General features: G+C 44.0%; 17 protein-coding genes. All 17 read left to right on the top strand.

Annotation, left to right across the window (positions count from 1 at the left end):
• Positions 1-458: 458 nt before the first annotated feature.
• The 17 genes from B147_RS0117730 (at position 459) to B147_RS0117810 (ending at position 17440) form a co-directional block, all read left to right on the top strand.
• The gene (locus B147_RS0117730; protein WP_020588543.1) at positions 459-662 is read left to right on the top strand and encodes a cold-shock protein; all 204 of its coding nucleotides are present in this window, start codon (positions 459-461) and stop codon (positions 660-662) included.
• 237 nt (positions 663-899) lie between these two features.
• The gene (locus tag B147_RS0117735) at positions 900-2039 is read left to right on the top strand and encodes a hypothetical protein (protein ID WP_020588544.1); all 1140 of its coding nucleotides are present in this window, start codon (positions 900-902) and stop codon (positions 2037-2039) included.
• 62 nt (positions 2040-2101) lie between these two features.
• Positions 2102-2914 carry a transglutaminase domain-containing protein gene (locus tag B147_RS0117740; protein ID WP_020588545.1) on the top strand — a complete coding sequence of 271 codons (813 nt, stop codon included), beginning with the start codon at positions 2102-2104 and terminating at the stop codon, positions 2912-2914.
• Positions 2915-3025: 111 nt separating this feature from the next.
• Complete coding sequence (locus B147_RS0117745) at positions 3026-4531, top strand: sigma-54 interaction domain-containing protein (RefSeq protein WP_020588546.1); 1506 nt, start codon at positions 3026-3028, stop codon at positions 4529-4531.
• A gap of 294 nt (positions 4532-4825) precedes the next feature.
• Entirely contained in the window at positions 4826-4966 is a 141-nt protein-coding gene (locus B147_RS32195; RefSeq protein WP_020588547.1) for a hypothetical protein, read from the top strand.
• A gap of 49 nt (positions 4967-5015) precedes the next feature.
• Complete coding sequence (locus B147_RS0117755; RefSeq protein ID WP_020588548.1) at positions 5016-5345, top strand: putative quinol monooxygenase; 330 nt, start codon at positions 5016-5018, stop codon at positions 5343-5345.
• 152 nt (positions 5346-5497) lie between these two features.
• On the top strand, positions 5498-6598 hold the full coding sequence (locus tag B147_RS0117760) for an SPFH domain-containing protein (RefSeq protein WP_020588549.1): 1101 nt from the start codon (positions 5498-5500) through the stop codon (positions 6596-6598).
• The gene (locus B147_RS0117765) at positions 6595-7632 is read left to right on the top strand and encodes an SPFH domain-containing protein (protein ID WP_020588550.1); all 1038 of its coding nucleotides are present in this window, start codon (positions 6595-6597) and stop codon (positions 7630-7632) included. Before B147_RS0117760 ends, B147_RS0117765 begins: the two co-directional genes overlap by 4 nt.
• Positions 7633-7688: 56 nt before the next feature.
• A complete protein-coding gene (locus tag B147_RS30505) occupies positions 7689-8720 on the top strand; it encodes a GGDEF domain-containing protein (protein ID WP_020588551.1) in 1032 nt (343 codons plus the stop codon).
• A 103-nt stretch (positions 8721-8823) separates the two neighbouring features.
• The gene (locus B147_RS0117775; protein ID WP_020588552.1) at positions 8824-9009 is read left to right on the top strand and encodes a Thivi_2564 family membrane protein; all 186 of its coding nucleotides are present in this window, start codon (positions 8824-8826) and stop codon (positions 9007-9009) included.
• Positions 9010-9209: 200 nt separating this feature from the next.
• Entirely contained in the window at positions 9210-9707 is a 498-nt protein-coding gene (locus tag B147_RS0117780) for a hypothetical protein (protein WP_020588553.1), read from the top strand.
• 285 nt (positions 9708-9992) lie between these two features.
• Positions 9993-10745, top strand: coding sequence for a cytidylate kinase-like family protein (locus B147_RS0117785; RefSeq protein ID WP_020588554.1), 753 nt, complete (start codon positions 9993-9995; stop codon positions 10743-10745).
• A 109-nt stretch (positions 10746-10854) separates the two neighbouring features.
• Positions 10855-13149, top strand: coding sequence for a glycosyltransferase family 4 protein (locus B147_RS0117790; RefSeq protein WP_020588555.1), 2295 nt, complete (start codon positions 10855-10857; stop codon positions 13147-13149).
• A gap of 29 nt (positions 13150-13178) precedes the next feature.
• Entirely contained in the window at positions 13179-14531 is a 1353-nt protein-coding gene (locus B147_RS0117795) for a glycosyltransferase (RefSeq protein WP_020588556.1), read from the top strand.
• 43 nt (positions 14532-14574) lie between these two features.
• A complete protein-coding gene (locus B147_RS0117800) occupies positions 14575-15492 on the top strand; it encodes a glycoside hydrolase family 130 protein (protein WP_245569046.1) in 918 nt (305 codons plus the stop codon).
• Between the two features lie 28 nt (positions 15493-15520).
• Positions 15521-17008: a glycoside hydrolase family 130 protein gene (locus B147_RS0117805; RefSeq protein ID WP_020588558.1), complete on the top strand. Its 1488-nt coding sequence runs from the start codon at positions 15521-15523 to the stop codon at positions 17006-17008.
• A gap of 48 nt (positions 17009-17056) precedes the next feature.
• Positions 17057-17440: a hypothetical protein gene (locus tag B147_RS0117810; RefSeq protein ID WP_020588559.1), complete on the top strand. Its 384-nt coding sequence runs from the start codon at positions 17057-17059 to the stop codon at positions 17438-17440.
• Positions 17441-17972: the final 532 nt, after the last annotated feature.

Consider the following 17972-nt stretch of genomic DNA (forward strand, 5'->3'; position numbering starts at 1 on the left):
CCGGTCCCTGGTTGGATTATCCATGGCTGAAAGAGCGTCTGTCCGCCCCCTTTCAACTCCGATTAGTGTGAGACGGCAACCACGGACAGGTAATCGAAACAGTTTCAAGCCTGGAATGGGGGAGAACTATGCCCGGACGGAATGAAAATCTTNGGTACAGGCCATGGTTTGTGTAGGAAGAACTACCTTTCCGATGCCTTCTGAAAGAAGGAAAGGCGGAATTTTCCCAAAAAGGAGTGGGCGGAACAACTTCGGCCGACCTTTTATTATTTATGCGTCAGCACTGATAAAATATTAATTTTCTTGACAGATCCTCCTTTTTCGTGCATGATAACGAAAGTCGTCATAGAACTTAAGTGTTTGAGTTCTCTTCCTTAGATATTTTCCCCGAGAAATCAGTGATTATTTTTTAAGATCCAGACGATTTATTTTTATGCTTTATTTAGGAGAACGCCTACATGGCAAATGGTATTGTAAAATGGTTTAGCGAGTCAAAAGGTTTTGGATTTATCGAACAAGCAGATGGTGGCAACGACGTGTTTGTCCATCATTCAGGCATCAACGCAACTGGTTTTAAATCTCTCAATGAAGGTGACCAGGTTTCATTCGACATTGTACAGGGTCCCAAAGGACCGGCAGCTGCAAATGTGACCGTGATCTAATATCCATTTTATCCCTGTGACATTTTAGCCCTGAGTAGATTCCTACTCAGGGCTTTTTTTATTTCGATTGTTTTTCATAAAAAGTTTATACGTTACAAGGATATAATTTCAATGACTTTATTTAAACTGTTGCACTTTTTATATCCTACGGATTATCTTAGTATCTCTACTTTGCTAAGCGGTCGATACTTTACCTTTCATAATCTTCCGAAACGAACCTGAAAAAGGACTTAATAATTGAAAAAACAACAAAGGGATAATCTTCTAATCTCTTTTTTCAAGGAAAAAGAGAAGTACAAAACACTTGCTGAGTACTTTGTCCGGCTCATTCGAGATGATCCTTCAGCGCCCAAAGAAAGTATTCATACGATACTATATCGAATTAAAGATGAATCAAGACTTATTGAGAAAATCGACCAAGAGAATATGAATTCTGAATTTGATATAAAGCCTATTACACACAAAAATTTTCACGAAAGGATTGGAGATATAATTGGTATCCGGATTATTTGCCTGCGCCTTTCAGACATTGTAAAAGTCGAAGCGTATCTTAAATTTTTAGTTGAAGAGAACCTATTAAAATTCATACAAAAACCAGATTATAAAAGATCATTTGTTTTGCCAATAGGTCTTGGCAAGGTATCCCCACAAAATATCAATCTCCAATATAGTGGATATTCTTCAATCCATTACCAGATCAAATTAGGTGAGAATTCAGATGTAAGCGAGACATTTAAAAGCATCCAAATAGAGCTGCAATTACGCACGATTCTTGAGGAGGCATGGGGTGAAATCGACCATAAATATAGATATAGCTATAGCCGGATTGGGGAGGCTTTTCCTGAACACATACATTCAGGTTTCTATAATTTGAGTGCTTATCTGCAAGCTGCCGCAATGCAGGCAGAGCAATTATGTCGTGAAGTCGAAGCCCATAGGCTAACAAAATCTCTAAAATTGAAGAGAAATAAAAAGAGGTCTGTCTCCCCTGAATATGAAAGCAAAGAACAGATCAATGGTCCTGTTGAACCATTAGAGGTATCATCTGCACTTAAATCGGTATTGGAAGAGACATTTGGATTTAAACCGACAGCCAGGACGCTTACATATATCATTAAACGACTCAATAAATTAGAATACTCCCAGCGTTCTAAACGTTTTTTTCATAAAATTTTCACAAAGCGTCGACTGAATGAATTTCGAAATATTTATCAGGAAGTTTTCAAACGAGATCCATTCACGAACGATAATAATAGAAATATTGATATAATAAATGCTGTAAATTTTGCACTTTTCGATGAAATCGAAGGCACAATGGTCGCAACGGAGGGATTGAGATCTACCCTGAAATGGAGAAAAGATCGTTTGTCAATATGAATGGATAAAACACCCCTTTGAGGGATACTCTCATATCAAGTTTATTAGTGAAGGAGACTATCATGTGGCTAAACGCATCTTGTCTTATTGAATTTCAAATGTCTGTTCCAACACCATTTTTGCTGATGCTTCGTCCCCGCAGTGGTTGCCAGCAATGGATCACACGTGAAGAATATATCTTGTCCCCCGGCGTACCCGCGGTAGAATTTACGGATTCGTTCGGCAACCTGTGTCAAAGATTGGTTGCACCAGCTGGTTCCTTTTCAGTTAGTACATCCGTTGATATCGAAACGGCTGAGTTCTGCGATACTGCCCCTGGCGCGCCGTTTATCGAAGTGCAACATTTACCGGATGATGTTTTGCCATTCCTGTATCCAAGCCGGTTTTGTGAGTCGGATCGTTTCACGGAAATGGCTGCAGCGATTACAGCAGGCCGGCTCTTAGGGTACGATCAATGCGATGCCATTGTTAATTATATCCGGGATTCAATACAGTATACGCCGGGACTCGGGCAACAGATAATAAGCGCATCTGAAGTAAATCAGCTTGGACAAGGCGTTTGCCGGGATATGGCCCATTTTGGAATAGCCTGTTGCCGGGCGCTGTCGATACCTGCCCGCATGGTAGTGGGTTACCTTGAATCGCTTGAACCAATGGATCTGCACGCTTGGTTTGAGGCATACGTAGGAAATCGGTGGTACACATTCGATCCGACGCGACTCGATCTGAAAGGAGGGCGTATTGCAATCGCTTTTGGCCGGGATGCAGCCGACGTGGCAATCTACACTCAATTCGGAGATCCAGTGGAATTGTTGAATATGAACGTTCAGGTTCACCGAATTCCCGGTCCCACACATCAAAGCAGAATTCAATAACGGCCATGGGCCGACCTGACATATCATCTGCCAGGCTCAGCCCACAAAAAAGATTGAAAGCTCTGAGTAACTTCCCCAGACTTTCTTATAAAAATATTTTAGGATTCATGAATGCAAAAAAAATTTATAGAAATTTTTACTGATATTCTCGGTTCAGTCCGTGAGCCGCTTGTGATTCTTGATGCTGATTTGAAAATAGTCAAAGCCAATCAATCGTTTTATATGACATTTTGTGCAAAGCAGGAAGACACGGAAGGAATTCTAATTTATGACCTTGGCAACGGGCAGTGGAATATCCCCAGGCTCAGAGAATTACTTGAGAGTATCCTCCCTGAAAATACCGTGTTCAATGATTTTGAAGTGGAACATTCCTTTGATGTCATTGGGCCTAAAATAATGCATTTGAATGCTAGAAAAATTTATAACGATTTTAAAAAAGTGGAGCTGATTTTACTGGCTATTGAAGATGTAACTGAAAAAGAACAGTATAAGCGGAATCTTAAGGACATAGTGGAAAAAAGGACCGTCCAGCTTGTTCTGGAAAAGCAAAAGACCGAACATGAAAAGGCGCTTACTGAGAAAGCCCTGGAGGAAGTAGAAATACTGAAAAAGCAACTTGAAGATGAACGCGCATATCTTAAAGATGAAATTAAGCTGGAACATAATCACGAAAGCATTATTGGTCATAGTGACGGGCTTAAATACGTGCTATTCAAGGTTGAGCAAATTGCACAGAGTAATACAACCGTTATGGTTCTGGGTGAGACCGGTACCGGTAAGGAGCTTGTGGCCCGTGCAATTCATAGCTCCAGCAACAGAAAAAACCGGGCACTGATCAAAGTCAATTGTGCGGCATTGCCCTCAAATCTTATAGAGAGCGAGCTTTTCGGCCATGAAAAAGGGGCATTTACCGGCGCAGATCGCAGCCACAAGGGACGGTTTGAGATTGCAGACAAAGCCACCTTGTTTCTGGATGAAATCGGAGAACTGCCCCTGGAATTGCAATCAAAGCTGCTCAGAGTAATTCAAGAAGGTGAATTTGAACGGTTGGGAAATTCGCGCACCATCAAGGTGGATGTACGGATTATTGCGGCGACAAACAGAAATCTTGAGGAAGAAGTTGAAAAGGGGCGTTTTCGAAGCGATCTGTGGTACCGGCTCAATGTTTTTCCGATTACCATGCCGCCGCTGCGGGAAAGGAAAGAGGATATCCCCCTCCTTGCTGATTTCTATATTAATAAAATTTCCCGGAGATTGGGTAAGCAAATTAAGGTGGTTCCCCAAAACGTAATGAATGCCCTTTTAAACTATCATTGGCCGGGAAACGTTCGAGAGTTGGAAAATGTTCTTGAACGTGCAGTGATCAATTCCTCAAGCCCCAAACTCAATCTGGCTGATGATCTCGATAAATCCTACAGCCATTTGAGCAAAAACTTGAAAACCCTTGAGGCGGTTGAGCGCGATTATATCATCCGCGTGCTTGAACAGACCCGCTGGAAAGTAAGCGGCAAGAACAGTGCGGCCCATATTCTCGGCCTCAATCGTAGCACATTGCGTGCCCGCATGCGTAAACTCAGCATCGTTCCTCCCGAGCGGCTTCCTTTTAATTGCCAATGAGGCTCCTTCTTCGTTGTGGCCTATCCGGTTGTGGCCACGTCCGAGATCGGTTACGGGAACCTTTAAAAAGGCACGATATGACCCATTGAACAAATAAGACCGTTTTTGAATTTTCCTTTCTATTTAAATAACCTACCTCCTTCCTTTGTTTCTCCTTAAAATACAGCATCATCAAAAAACTATTCCTCTTGTCAGAACCATGGCGCAATGATTGCACTATTATAAAGTTCGAACACTCCAAGCAAGGAAAGAGGGTAACGGAAAAACACTGATTTTAAACCAGGAGAAAAGATTATGGGTGATAAAGGAAAAAGAGACAAAGGCAGGCGTGAAGAACAGAAAAAAGCCAGACAGACGCCAAAAGAGAAACGAAAACAAAAAAAGGAAAAAAACATTTCAGAAGCAGTTATAGGGAGGGGCCTCAGTGACGTTTAGCCATCTTTTATATTTCGATATTCCAACATGTTTTTAAGAGGTAGTTCGAATGATGATAGTCAAAATGACTTTCAACGCACATCCGGAAAAACATCTCGAAGTGCTGCAAACCCTCCTCTCACTGATTGAATCGGTGAGAGAAGGCCCCGGTTGCAGAAGCTGTTGTGCCTTTTGTGACATTGACAATAAGAATCGATTTTCACTGCTGGGGGAATGGGAAACCGAAAAAGATATGGAAAATCACATCCAGTCATATCAGTTCGGTGTGCTTCTGGGAACAAAAACACTATTATCTGAACCGCTCAGGATTCGGATCCATAAAGTGTCCCAAACCTTGGGGATGGATGCGGTTCGGGTGCTCAGGCAAAAACAGGGCTGATGGCATAAAATTATTCAATACCCAAACTGACATCTGTGGCCGTGACGTTATCCATATACGGGTATCACTACCGGAAAATTCGAGAACAATATGTTTTTTAAATCCATGATTCATCCCACTTGTGTGAATTGTGTTTCATAAAGGAATTGACTGTGACTGAAAACCAGACAAATCAATTTAAAGAGTATTTGACCAGGGCTAAGCGCCCATTAGGCGGTTTTTTCTCAAGTCTGCGAATGGGTGTTGGATTTCAAATTCTGCTCACATTGGCCGTAATTTTATACCTTTGCTATAAATTTTTATTCGCCTATGTAGAGCCGAATGAATACGGTATTAAGGTGATCCGTGTGGGAATATCCCGCGGGGTTCAAAAAGAAGTTTACCATGCCGGACTCTCCTTTGTTTTGCCCTTCGGCCTGCAGCAGATGTATCGCTTTCCCAAGGGTATCCAGGTGCTGGAGCTGACCAATTTCCCAGAAACGGCAGCCGGTGGTGCCAGAAAAGACCGGGCAGCCCATATCCAGACCTCAGACGGTTTTTTTGTGGATGTGGATGTTTCCATGCTCTATCACATTCAGGATCCCTACCTGGTATTTACCACCATCGGCCCGGGCAAACTGTACGAAGACAACGGAATCATCCCCAAAGCCGAACCTGCCTTGAAAGAGACCCTGGGTAAACTGACCACCGAAGAATTTTATAACAGCCCCATGCGGGTTAAAAAGGCAGAAGATGCCAAAGATAATCTCAACCGGGAACTCAATTTGAAAGGAATTGAGGTGGACCAGGTGCTGGTCCGCTATTTCAGATACAGCCCTGAAATCCAAAAGAATATTGAAGCCAAAAAACTTCAGGATCAGATGGTCTTTACCAACCAGGCCGCAGCCCGGGCCGCCAAGGAAGAAGCTCAGTTAAAAAAGATTGTCCAGGAGGGTATGGTCATCACCGCCGTTGAGATGGAAAAAGGCCGGGCCTATGTGACCCGAAAAATTGCTGAAAAAGACCTCTATACCCGTAAAGTAAAGGCCAATGCAGATCTGTTGGTAAAACTGTCTGAGGCCGAACGGGTGCGCCTGAAAAATGAAGCATTAAAAGGCATTGGGTCCGACCGTATGGTGGGCTTAAAGATGGCACAGGCGTATAAGGGCCTTGATCTGATTATCCTTCCCAGCGACGGTGCTCATGGGGTCAATCCGCTGGATATGAACAACACCCTAAAATTATTTGATGTTCGCCAGGGAGGTGCCAAGTGAAACGTTTGATCCTTTTTGTGATCCTAATGACGGCAAGCCTTTTGACCACGGGCTGTATGCCCCATACCACAGGGGAAACCGAAGTCGGTGTCCGGACCCGGAAAATCGGCCTGTTTGCACCCAAAGGCGTAGAGGACCATGTGTATGCTCAAGGCTCGACCTATTTTTTTCTGCCTTTTATCAATGACTGGCATGTCTTTGACACCAAGCTGCAGAATCTTGAAATGACCTTTTCAGAAAGCCGGGGGGACCGCAAAACCCAGGATGATCTGCTGTTTAAAACCATTGACGGGAATGACATCAGCCTTGATGTGATCATTGCTTACCGGATTGATGCCGCAAAGGCCCCGTACATTCTCCAGTATGTGGCTTCAAACGATGCCATCCTCCGGGAAACTATCGTCAGGACGGTTGCCAGAAGCAAGCCCAGGGATATCTTCGGGGAGCTGAAGACCGAATCCTTTTATGTGGCTGAAGCAAGAGAAACCCAAGCCGAAAAAGCCAAGGCCGCATTGGATAAGATTCTTGGACCCATGGGCGTTGTCATTGAGAAGGTGCTGACCAACGACTACCGGTTCAATGCAGAGTACACCAAAGCCATTGAAGATAAAAAAGTGGCGGACCAGCAGGTGGAGAAAAACAAATCAGCCCAACATGCCGCCCTCGAAGAGTATAAACGTAAACTGGAAGAAGCAAGGGGTGAGGTGAACAAAATGGTTGCCAACGCCGACGGTCAATATCAAAAGGATAAAATCGAGGCGGATGTTTATCTGGAAAAGCAGCAGCTTTTGGCAAGGGCCATTGAAGCGGAAGGTATTGCCGAAGCCAAAGGCATCCAGGAAATGAACAATGCCCTGGCCGGTTCCGGGGCTGAGACCATCGTGAAACTGAAAATTGCAGAAGCACTTGAAGGCAAGCGCATCATTCTGCTTCCGATGTCCGAAGGGGGAATGAATCTGAAAACAACGAATATCAACCGGCTTATTGAGACTCTGGGGACTAAATCGCTTTCTACTATCCAAAGACCGGATTAAATACTTCCGGACCTGTGAAGGCCTTCCCCGGAAAAGTGCAAGGAAAGGACAAGAACATGAAAGATGAGATTACCTGGGGAATCATTCGTCTGTGTATTGCCATTAATCAAAAAGCCATACAGATATATATTAAGCTTTCCCAGGCAGAAGAAATAAGTGAGCTCAAGGCGTTCTGGGTCCAGATGGCTGATGAAGAAAAAATACATGCCGATTTCTGGAGCAGGGTTGCGCTGACCGCTGAAGATTTCATCTTTCCTTGCATTTTTGATACGCCATCGGACATTCAAAAAGAATTGTCCGCCATATTGGAGAAAATTGATGCTCTCTCAAATCGCTGGGATGAAAAGAAATCAATGGAAAATGCATTTATCCTGGCCTACCGGTTGGAATACTACATGCTGTATCCGACCTTTGAAGTACTTTTTAACGCCTTAAAGCCCCTAAACAAAGATGATACAGTCCCCTCGGACACATATGACCGCCATATCAGAAGATTTATTGATATGTTCATCCGATATGGCAATACAACACCCGAATTGGAACTTTTGGGAGAAACGCTGCAAAGCCTTTGGAAAAGAAATAAGGCATTGGTTGACATGGCTATGACTGACGGATTGACGGGTCTGTTTAACCGGCGGGGCTTTTTAATTGTTGCCCAGGGCTTATTTTCCCTGGCCGAGCGGAGAAAAGAAAATTTAGCCGTCTTTATGATTGATATTGATCATTTTAAAAAGATTAATGACAAATATGGCCATCCAAGGGGTGATACCGTACTCAAAGACCTTGCGAAATCTTTGAAGGGGACTGTCCGGAAATCGGATGTGATGTGCCGGTATGGCGGGGAAGAATTTGTCATCCTGTTTCCCAATATCCATACCTCTGCAGTGCCTCTGATGGCTGAAAAAATTCGGAAAGAGGTGGAAAAATCTAGACCGGCCGGTATTTTTACGACCATCAGTATCGGGGTAACCCAGGGCCTGGTTAAAAATAGTTCCGATAACGATTTTTTTTTCTGGGTTTCGAAAGCAGATAAATGCTTATACAAGGCCAAAGCCAACGGCAGAAATTGCGTGGTGCTTGATTGCTGATTCCATGGAGGGACATCAATGCATTTTCCGGGGTGGGTAAAAAAATCACGGCAAGGTTTTCAAACCCTAAGCAACAATGCACACAAAGAAAACAGGAGGAGCAATGACAGACCTTGTACAGTTTAGCATCATTTTAATCTTTGTCGGATTTCTGTTCTGGCTGGCCAATAGATATATCCCCATGGACAGGAGGATACGGCAGATACTTAACATTCTGGCTGTCATCGCCTTGGTTTTGTGGCTGGGTAATCTATTTGGGTCGTTCGAGTCCATTCACATCGGTTATTAATGATATCCCTGCTTAAAAAACATTATGTATTCACAAGCAAGACAACAATTAGAAATCCGGTCAGGATTTAAAAACCAGCGTGATCATTGATGAACAATAGAGTCATGGAAAAAGCAAGATCGGAAGAGAAACAAAGTTAAAGTAAGACGAAAAAAATACAAAAGATCCATTCTTTATGGACAAACTTAGGAAATCTTAAAATGAGATATCATCGTATTAAAAAAGTAGTAGCAGCCTTATTTATCAGTTTCATGTTTACGCTGCCTTTCAATGCTTTTGGTCAGGATTTGAGCACAAACATTTGCAGGGAAGGATATGGTTCCTTCAATAATTCGGGCCAAAATCCCGATGAAATTATACAATATGGACACGGTATGATGCGGTACGGTTTTCAGGAAAGTGGAATGCGGGGCGAGTCCAGCAGATATCCAGGATATGACAGAAATTTAAGCGATGCCACCATAAATAAGCTGAATGCAGAGCAGGCATCGTTTATTAAACTCACACAAAATTTAAGACAGACGATTTATGAAAAAGGACTTTACCTGAAAGCTGAGCTTGTCAAAAAATCTCCGAATAGTGTTACCGCTTTGGGTATTCAAAAAGATATTTCTGAGGCCAAAGGTGAGTTTGGGCAGAAAATGATTGAACATATCATCCGGATGAAAAAAATTAATCTGGAAGCCGATGAAAATTAGGATGACGTGGCCTGGGCATAGTAGAGCGCTCCTGTCGGCGTGGCGATTGTCTCGGGCGTCCCGCCGATGCCCGCCGTTTAAAGTGAGGTTAAATATGACCGCTTGGGCGCATATGACCTTTTTATCCAGTTGTTAAAAATTTTTCAAATTATTCGCTGATCTTAATTTTCTATTAATAACTTTACGAATCAGGATGTTACAGAGACGATGTCGATGTGTTCTGTCCTGGCACGTAACATGAATTATAGGCTTTAAAGAAGTCATTCCTAAAAAAGGAGAAAAGATATGAAAAATACATCTAAAGAAACGATTTACCCTCCCGGATATTATGGCAAGAAAATGATGAGCGCCTCAGATTGGGCCGGTACACAAATCAGACAATGGGAAAGAGCCCAGGCAGAAATAAAAACAGCCAGCCATTTCTCACAAAAGAATTGTATTTGTTTATCCCGAGGGATAGGTGCCGGCGCCATGGAAGTCGCTGATTTTCTGTCGGAAATAACAGGCTATCGTGTGATCGATAAAGAAATTATAGAGCATATGGCAAAAGATTCTTCTCTTACAGAAAAGATTATTGAGACTTTCGATGAGCGGTTTCCGGGAAAGATGCGTGAACTGCTTGTGTCTCTTTCCGTTGAGAAAAAATTTTTTAAAACTGACTATGTCAAACAGCTGGCAAAAACGGTTACAGCATTGGCTCATACCGAACCGACGATATTTATTGGCCGGGGGACCCACTTGATTCTGCCCCGCCATACCGTCTTATCAGTACAATTGGTATGCAGCAAAGAGCACCGGATTGAAAAATTGGCGAATACGCTGGGTATAGGGAAAAGTGAAGCAGAAGAAAAATTAAACATCATTGATGATGACCATCATGAATTTTTCAAAAAAATTTTTCTCAGGGAAAAAATCTCCCCTGGTGAATTTGATCTGGTCATTCATATGGATCACATTACCCAGGAAAATCATGTTGCCCAGATCATTGCGTGTGCCTTTGAACAAAAATTTCAGGTAAGTTTCAAACATAAAAAATAACTCCATTTGACTGTTGTGAAACGGTTTCACAAAAAAACAGAACGGTTTTGGGGCAGCAAAAGAGAAAATGATGTCTCCCTGCTGTCCACAACCGGAACAGGAGAAGAGTATGATAACGGAAGAACGCCCTATTGAGGGAATCAACTCCATTGCCGTAATCGGCAATTACCTGCCCAGACAATGCGGCATAGCCACTTTTACAAGAGATCTGGTTGAAGGTTTATCTGACCGGGCCAAGGATATCCATTGCTGGGCGGTTGCCATGAACGACAGAATGGAAGGCTATGCATATCCTGAAAAAGTACGCTTTGAGATCAATCAGAACAAATTAGCAGATTATGGTATTACCGCCCAGTTTTTGAATATCAGTCACACAGACATTGTCTGTCTTCAGCATGAATTTGGTATTTTCGGAGGTCCCGCAGGAAGTCATCTTATCAAACTATTGTCAAATCTGCATATGCCGGTGGTGACAACTCTGCATACCGTGTTGAAAGACCCTTCTCCCGAATATCGTAACGTTATGATCAAGCTGGGGGAATTGTCGGACAAACTGGTGGTCATGAGCAGAAAAGCAGAACAACTTCTCCAGGAGATCTATGGTATCCCCCGGGAGAAAATCGCTTTTATACATCACGGCATTCCGGATATGCCCTTTATCGATTCAAGTTTTAATAAAGACAAATTCGATGTGGAAGGTAAAAAGGTCTTACTCACCTTTGGCCTGCTTTCACCCAACAAAGGAATTGAAACCGTGCTCCAGGCACTTCCGGCTGTGATCGACAAATATCCGGACGTGATGTATATCATCCTTGGCACCACCCATCCCCATGTGCTGAAAACCAAAGGGGAAGCCTATCGGATAATGCTTCAACAAATTGTTCATAATCTGAATATCAGCGACCATGTCATATTCCAGAATAATTTTGTCCCCTTGAGAGAACTGTGTGAGTTCCTGGGTGTTGCAGATATTTACATCACCCCGTATCTTGAAGAGGCTCAGATTACGTCTGGAACCCTTGCCTACGCCATGGGAACAGGCAAAGCCGTCATTTCGACCCCTTACTGGTATGCCCAGGAAATGCTGGCAGACGGCAGGGGCAAAATTGTACCGTTCAACAATCCCGGCGCCATGGCAGAACAGATTAACGCCCTTTTACGCGATGATACCCAGCGCCACGCCATCCGTAAAAAAGCATACACCTTTACAAGGGAAGCCGTGTGGGCAAAAGTCTGCCAAAACTATCTTGACCTCTTCAATGAGGTTCGCCAGAAGCGAATCCAGCATCCAAGGCCCAGACATTCCTACGTGGAAAACCTTAAAGCCATTACCCGCTTTGACCTGCCCGAAATAAAGCTGGATCACCTTAAATCCATGACCGATGATACCGGCATCCTGCAACATGCAGATCATACCATTCCCAGCAGACTGCATGGATACTGCACGGATGATAATGCCAGAGCCCTGCTGGCGGCGGCCATGGGACAAAGATATCTGCCGACCAACGGTCTTGGCCTGGATGCCTTAAGCGGTCATTATTTAGGATTTCTTTTATACGCATACAATGAAGAAAACGGTCGGTTCCGTAATTTTATGACCTACGCAAGAGATTGGGCAGAAGAGACCGGGTCCGAGGATTCCCACGGACGGGCGGTCTGGTGCCTGGGAAAAACCGTGGCGTTTCTGGAAAATTCAGATCATCGGACCATGAGTACCGTGCTTTTTAAAAAGGCATTGATTGCCACAGAGAATTTCAAATCGCCCAGGGCTGTGGCATTCTGTCTGGTTGGCATTGACGCCTACCTGGAAAAATTTTCGGGTGACAGTGATGCCAAAAGGATCAGAGATGTTCTGGCAGAAAGATTATTCAATCAGTTCTGCGAAAATAAAACCGATGACTGGCCATGGATAGAGGATACCTTGAATTATGCCAACGCCAAACTGTCCCAGGCGCTTCTGGTATCGGGTCATCGAATGGAAAACCACGAGATGGTGAAGATGGGTCTGGACAGTCTTACGTGGCTGCTGTCCATCCAGACGACAGATCACCATTTTGTCCCCATCGGCTGTCACGGCTGGTATAGAAAAAAAGAAGAGAGAGCCAGATTTGATCAGCAGCCCATCGAAGCCAAAACCATGGTTGAAGCATGTGCCGCAGCCTACAGCATTTCCCATGACCGGCAATGGTTTGAAAACGCCGTCATGTGTTTTAACTGGTTTCTGGGACACAATGATCTGAACATGCCGCTGTATGACCCTAAAACCGGCGGATGCCGGGACGGACTGATGGTGGACGGCATCAACCAGAACCAGGGGGCGGAATCAACGCTTGCCTGGCTGCTGTCGCTAATGACATTGCAAAAACTTTATGCAGATGAACTGCTGCATCAGTCTTCACCCTAGTCAACAGGGTAAATATAAAGGAAAATTTTATGCGCATTGCCATGCTGTCACCCATTGCCTGGCGCACCCCACCACGGCACTACGGCCCCTGGGAAAAGATAGCTTCATTGCTGACCGAAGCCCTGGTGGGACTTGGTCATGACGTCACGCTGTTTGCCACGGGAGATTCGATTACACACGGCCGCCTGCATGCCGTGTGCACCAGGGGATATGAAGAGGATTCAAACATCATTCCCAAGGTATACGAATGTCTTCACATCTCCGAATTATTCGATCATGCAGAAGAATTTGATATCATACACAATAATTTTGATTTTCTTCCTTTAACCTATACTGGCCTTACCAGAACACCGGTGGTGACAACCATCCACGGTTTTTCATCCCCTGGAATTTTACCGGTGTATCGCAAGTACAATAAAAAAACATTCTATGTTTCCATCAGTGATGCCGACCGGGCCGAAGGTCTGGATTATATTGACACCATTCACCACGGCATTGATATAAATGAATTTGATTTCCAAACAGACCCGGAAGACTATCTGTTGTTTTTCGGCCGTATCCATCCGGATAAAGGCGCTAAAGAGGCCATTGAAATCGCCCGGGCATGCGGCAAAAGACTGATCATGGCAGGGATTATCCAGGACAGCGCATATTTTAAAGACGATATCCAGCCGTTCATCGATGATGCCAGTGTGGTTTATCTGGGCAGTGTCGGACCCGAAAAAAGAAATAAACTATTAGGCAAAGCCCTTGCACTGCTTCACCCCATCAATTTCAACGAGCCCTTCGGCCTTTCCGTTATCGAAGCCATGGCCTGCGGAACCCCGATCATCGCAAACAACCGGGGGAGTATGCCCGAGCTTATCCGGAACAAAAAAAACGGATTTCTCGTTTCCGGCATCCATGAGGCCGTCGGCGCGGTGGAACGTATCAGGGATATTGACCGGGAATTCTGCCGTCGGACAGTGATGGATCATTTTACCATCGACTGCATGGTCAAAAAATATATCCGGGTGTATGAGCAGATCATGGAGACAACCAGGCGTGAAGATCACCGTCCCTGGGGATTTTATAGAATACTTTCCGATGAGAATACCGTTAAGAATAAAAAAATTGTGGTATATCCGGGAAAACGACTGAGTCTCCAACGTCACCAGCATCGTGATGAGCACTGGTACATCGTCAGCGGTAAAGGCATGTGGACACTCGGCGATAAAACGGCTCCTGTAACTGCCGGACAATCCTTTGATATTCCGAGAAAATCCCTTCACAGAATTGAAAACAATGGTCAGGACAATTTGGTATTTATGGAGATTCAAACGGGAGATTATTTTGGCGAGGATGATATTGAACGTCTGGCCGATGATTTCGGAAGAATCTGACTTATGAGAAAGGGCCCAAATGAAAACAATGCAGGATGTTGTAATGCGTTCCCTGAAGAACCCCATTTTGACCCGGGAGGATGTACCGTATCCCGTTTCAACGGTTCACAATGCCGGGGTGGTCAAATACAAAAACCGCTATATTATGCTGTTCAGGGCCCATTTAAAAAACGGTCGGTCCATTATCGGAAGGGCGGACAGTCTGGATGGGTTTACATTCAAAGTTTTACCGAAACCTTTTTTGACTCCGGCATCCTATGGAATTTTTGCCGAATATGAAGCGTTTGGTATTGAAGATCTGCGCATCAACCCGGTGGACGGGTCATACGTTCTCACCTACAGCGCCTATTCCCGCCACGGGGTTCGCATTGCTCTGGCCCGTACAGATGATTTTAAAAAAATTGAACGGATTGCCTTGATCACCCAGGCAGATCTGCGTAATGTGGTCATTTTTCCTGAAAAAATTAAAGGTCGGTATGCCCGATTAGATCGCCCGCATTCAGAAATTTCACCATGGTCCATCTGGATTTCCTATTCCCCGGATCTCATTTACTGGGGAGACTCACAGGTTGTCATCAAACCGTTGGCCTACCACTGGGATGAGATGAAAATTGGTCCGGGCGCACCTCCGTTTAAAACCAATGAGGGCTGGCTTCATATCTACCATGGTGTTTTTAAAACCATGTCCGGCTCCGTATACCGGCTCGGTGCTGCGCTGCATGATCTTGCCGATCCGGCCAGAGTGCTCGGGGTGTCTGATCAATGGATCCTGCAGCCAGAAGATGCCTGGGAACAGACCGGCTATGTCCCCAATGTGGTGTTTACCTGCGGTGCGGTTCCCGAAGATGACGGGACTGTGAAAATTTACTGGGGGGGCGCGGATACGGTGATGTGTATGGGTACTGCAAAGGTCCGAGACCTTGTCTCTTTGTGCCTTGAATCCGGCCGTCCGCCCATGTAGCCCCGAATTGAATCAAGGAAACACACATATGCGCAGTAAAAATCATGGTAAGCTTTTAGTGACAAGAAAACCCAACAAAATTGTCGGGGATACTTCTCGTGTCATTACAAGGCCTCATCTTCCCGAGGATACAAAACGCATCACCTTGATCATCGAACGAATCCGCGGGTTGTCTGAAAGCAGACAACAAAAATTATTAACACAGATCATTAAAAATTTTTCCGGGCGACATGAAGATCTGACCCACATTTTCGAAAAACATTTCAGCCTGGTAAAAAAACATATTAAAAAAGGCATATTGCTGAGTGAAACTGAAAGCGCCTTGGTCGGCGCTTATTTTACAAAGGAGTATGCCATTGAATCGGCTGCTCTGTTCAATCCGTCCATCGTTCCCCATCCGGTTCAAGACCATCTTGAAGAAGGCAGCCTTCGGTTTGTCATGAGTTTGCGGGCCACCGGAGAAGGGCATATTTCCTCCATTGTTTTCAGAAGCGGCGTGCTCAACCGGTACAACACCTTCCGGTTTGATCCGGTCAGTGAGTTTGTGGAAACACCGGATCTGAAGTTAAACCCTTTTTATAAGCGCAAGCTTTTTCAGCACAAGCTCAAGGAAATGAAGGCGGATAATGATATCTGCTCTTGTGTTCTCAATACGCTTCCCGAAGAATTCAGCAAAGAACAATTGGTCCGTGAGATGGGACGTCTTCATAAACATCCTCATTTTACCCTAAACAAGCAGTATAAAACATTTGAGATTATCAACTGGCTTTCTGATTCTAATTATGAGGTGGACTTCCATTCAGACCACCGAATATCTGAAAGGGTTATCTTTCCAGTTTCTAAAAATGAGAGCCGTGGGATAGAGGATGCCAGGTTTGTTCAATTTTTTGATGATACGGGTGAATCAACCTATTATGCGACCTATACCGCATATAATGGGGTTACGATTCTCCCCCAGTTAATCGAAACGAAAGACTTTATCAGTTTTAAAATTACAATGCTGAACGGCAAGGCGGCGCAGGATAAAGGGTTGGCCCTGTTCCCCCGAAAAATTAACGGCCAATTTGCCATGCTGTCCCGGCAGGATGGCGAAAACAACCATATTATGTTTTCAAAACACCTGCACTTCTGGAGGACTTCTCATATTATCCAGCGACCGGAGTATCCCTGGGAATTTGTTCAAATCGGCAACTGCGGCTCTCCCATAGAGACAGAAAAAGGCTGGATCGTTCTTACCCATGGTGTCGGGCCCATGCGGCAGTACTGTATTGGTGCAATCCTCCTTGATCTTGAAAATCCCTGCAAAGTTATTGCACGGCTTGAACAACCGCTTTTGATTCCCACAGAAAAAGAGCGCGAAGGGTATGTTCCAAACGTTGTCTACTCCTGCGGCTCAATCATCCATAGTAATGAACTGGTCATTCCCTATGCCATGTCGGACATTAATTCGGGTATCGCAACGGTTTCGGTGAATAATCTGATTAACAGCATGCGCAAGGTAACTGACAGAAGTTAACCACTTTGCAAACAACATTGTTATTAAACAAATCTTTTGGAGAATTATATGAGTAAAATAGTAGCAGCTACCAATTCCATGATTGCCAATTCTGACAAAATATCAACCGTCATTAATAGAGATAGTTATTGGTTTTTTCTATATAATAAGAAATATGCTTGGTGCATAGAAAATTTAGATCACGAAGGAACAAATAGTTCTATTTTGTACTTTTTAAAGGCAGAAGGAAACTTCTATGTCAATGACGAAAACATGTTTGAACGGCTGAGTCGTCAAGATGTTAGATTGTTAGTAAAACAAGGTGAGGCGATTGAATATAATTCCAATGAGATTGGGACAGAAGAAGCGCTGCAAGCATTTCGCCTGCTTTTCACCATAGTAAAGGAAAGGGGATTCGGTATTGACAACGTATTGGATGACATAAAAATATAGGTCTTACCACCACTTGAAGTCTGTCTTTTGAACTATTAAACTTTACCAGTGCAAACACGGCGGGATTTTTATACCGAGAGAACAAATTTTTAAGAAAACGTTTTCAATTATTATTGCTTCTTCTGTTTCATCAAGAAGCAAAAACTCCACAGTCTATTTAACCGGACCGGCAAGATTTTGAATACAGCAATCACTTCCCAAAAAATGAATCGGGGATTTCAAATCGGCGTCAGTGAGCCCTACAATAGTAAGGATAGCTTTTTTCACAGTAAAATTTTGGATTGAAAAGGCTGATTTTGCTAGGCTAAAAATATTTTCAAAAAGGGCAGACTACCTCCAAGACAAGGTCCGTTTTTATGCCGAGCGCTCCCCCCCAGACTTTCCCTGTCACTCCAGAGCAAGAGAAAATTGTACAGGGCATAAAATTGATCGTTGCAATTTTCGGCAAGGGATGTTTAATCATTCCAATAATTGAGATTTAAAAAAAATTATGCAAATTTGCTGAACATATTGTTGTCCTTAGATTTACCAG

Origin of the sequence: Desulfobacter curvatus DSM 3379 (assembly GCF_000373985.1) — a bacterium.
Taxonomy (GTDB): Bacteria; Desulfobacterota; Desulfobacteria; order Desulfobacterales; family Desulfobacteraceae; genus Desulfobacter; species Desulfobacter curvatus.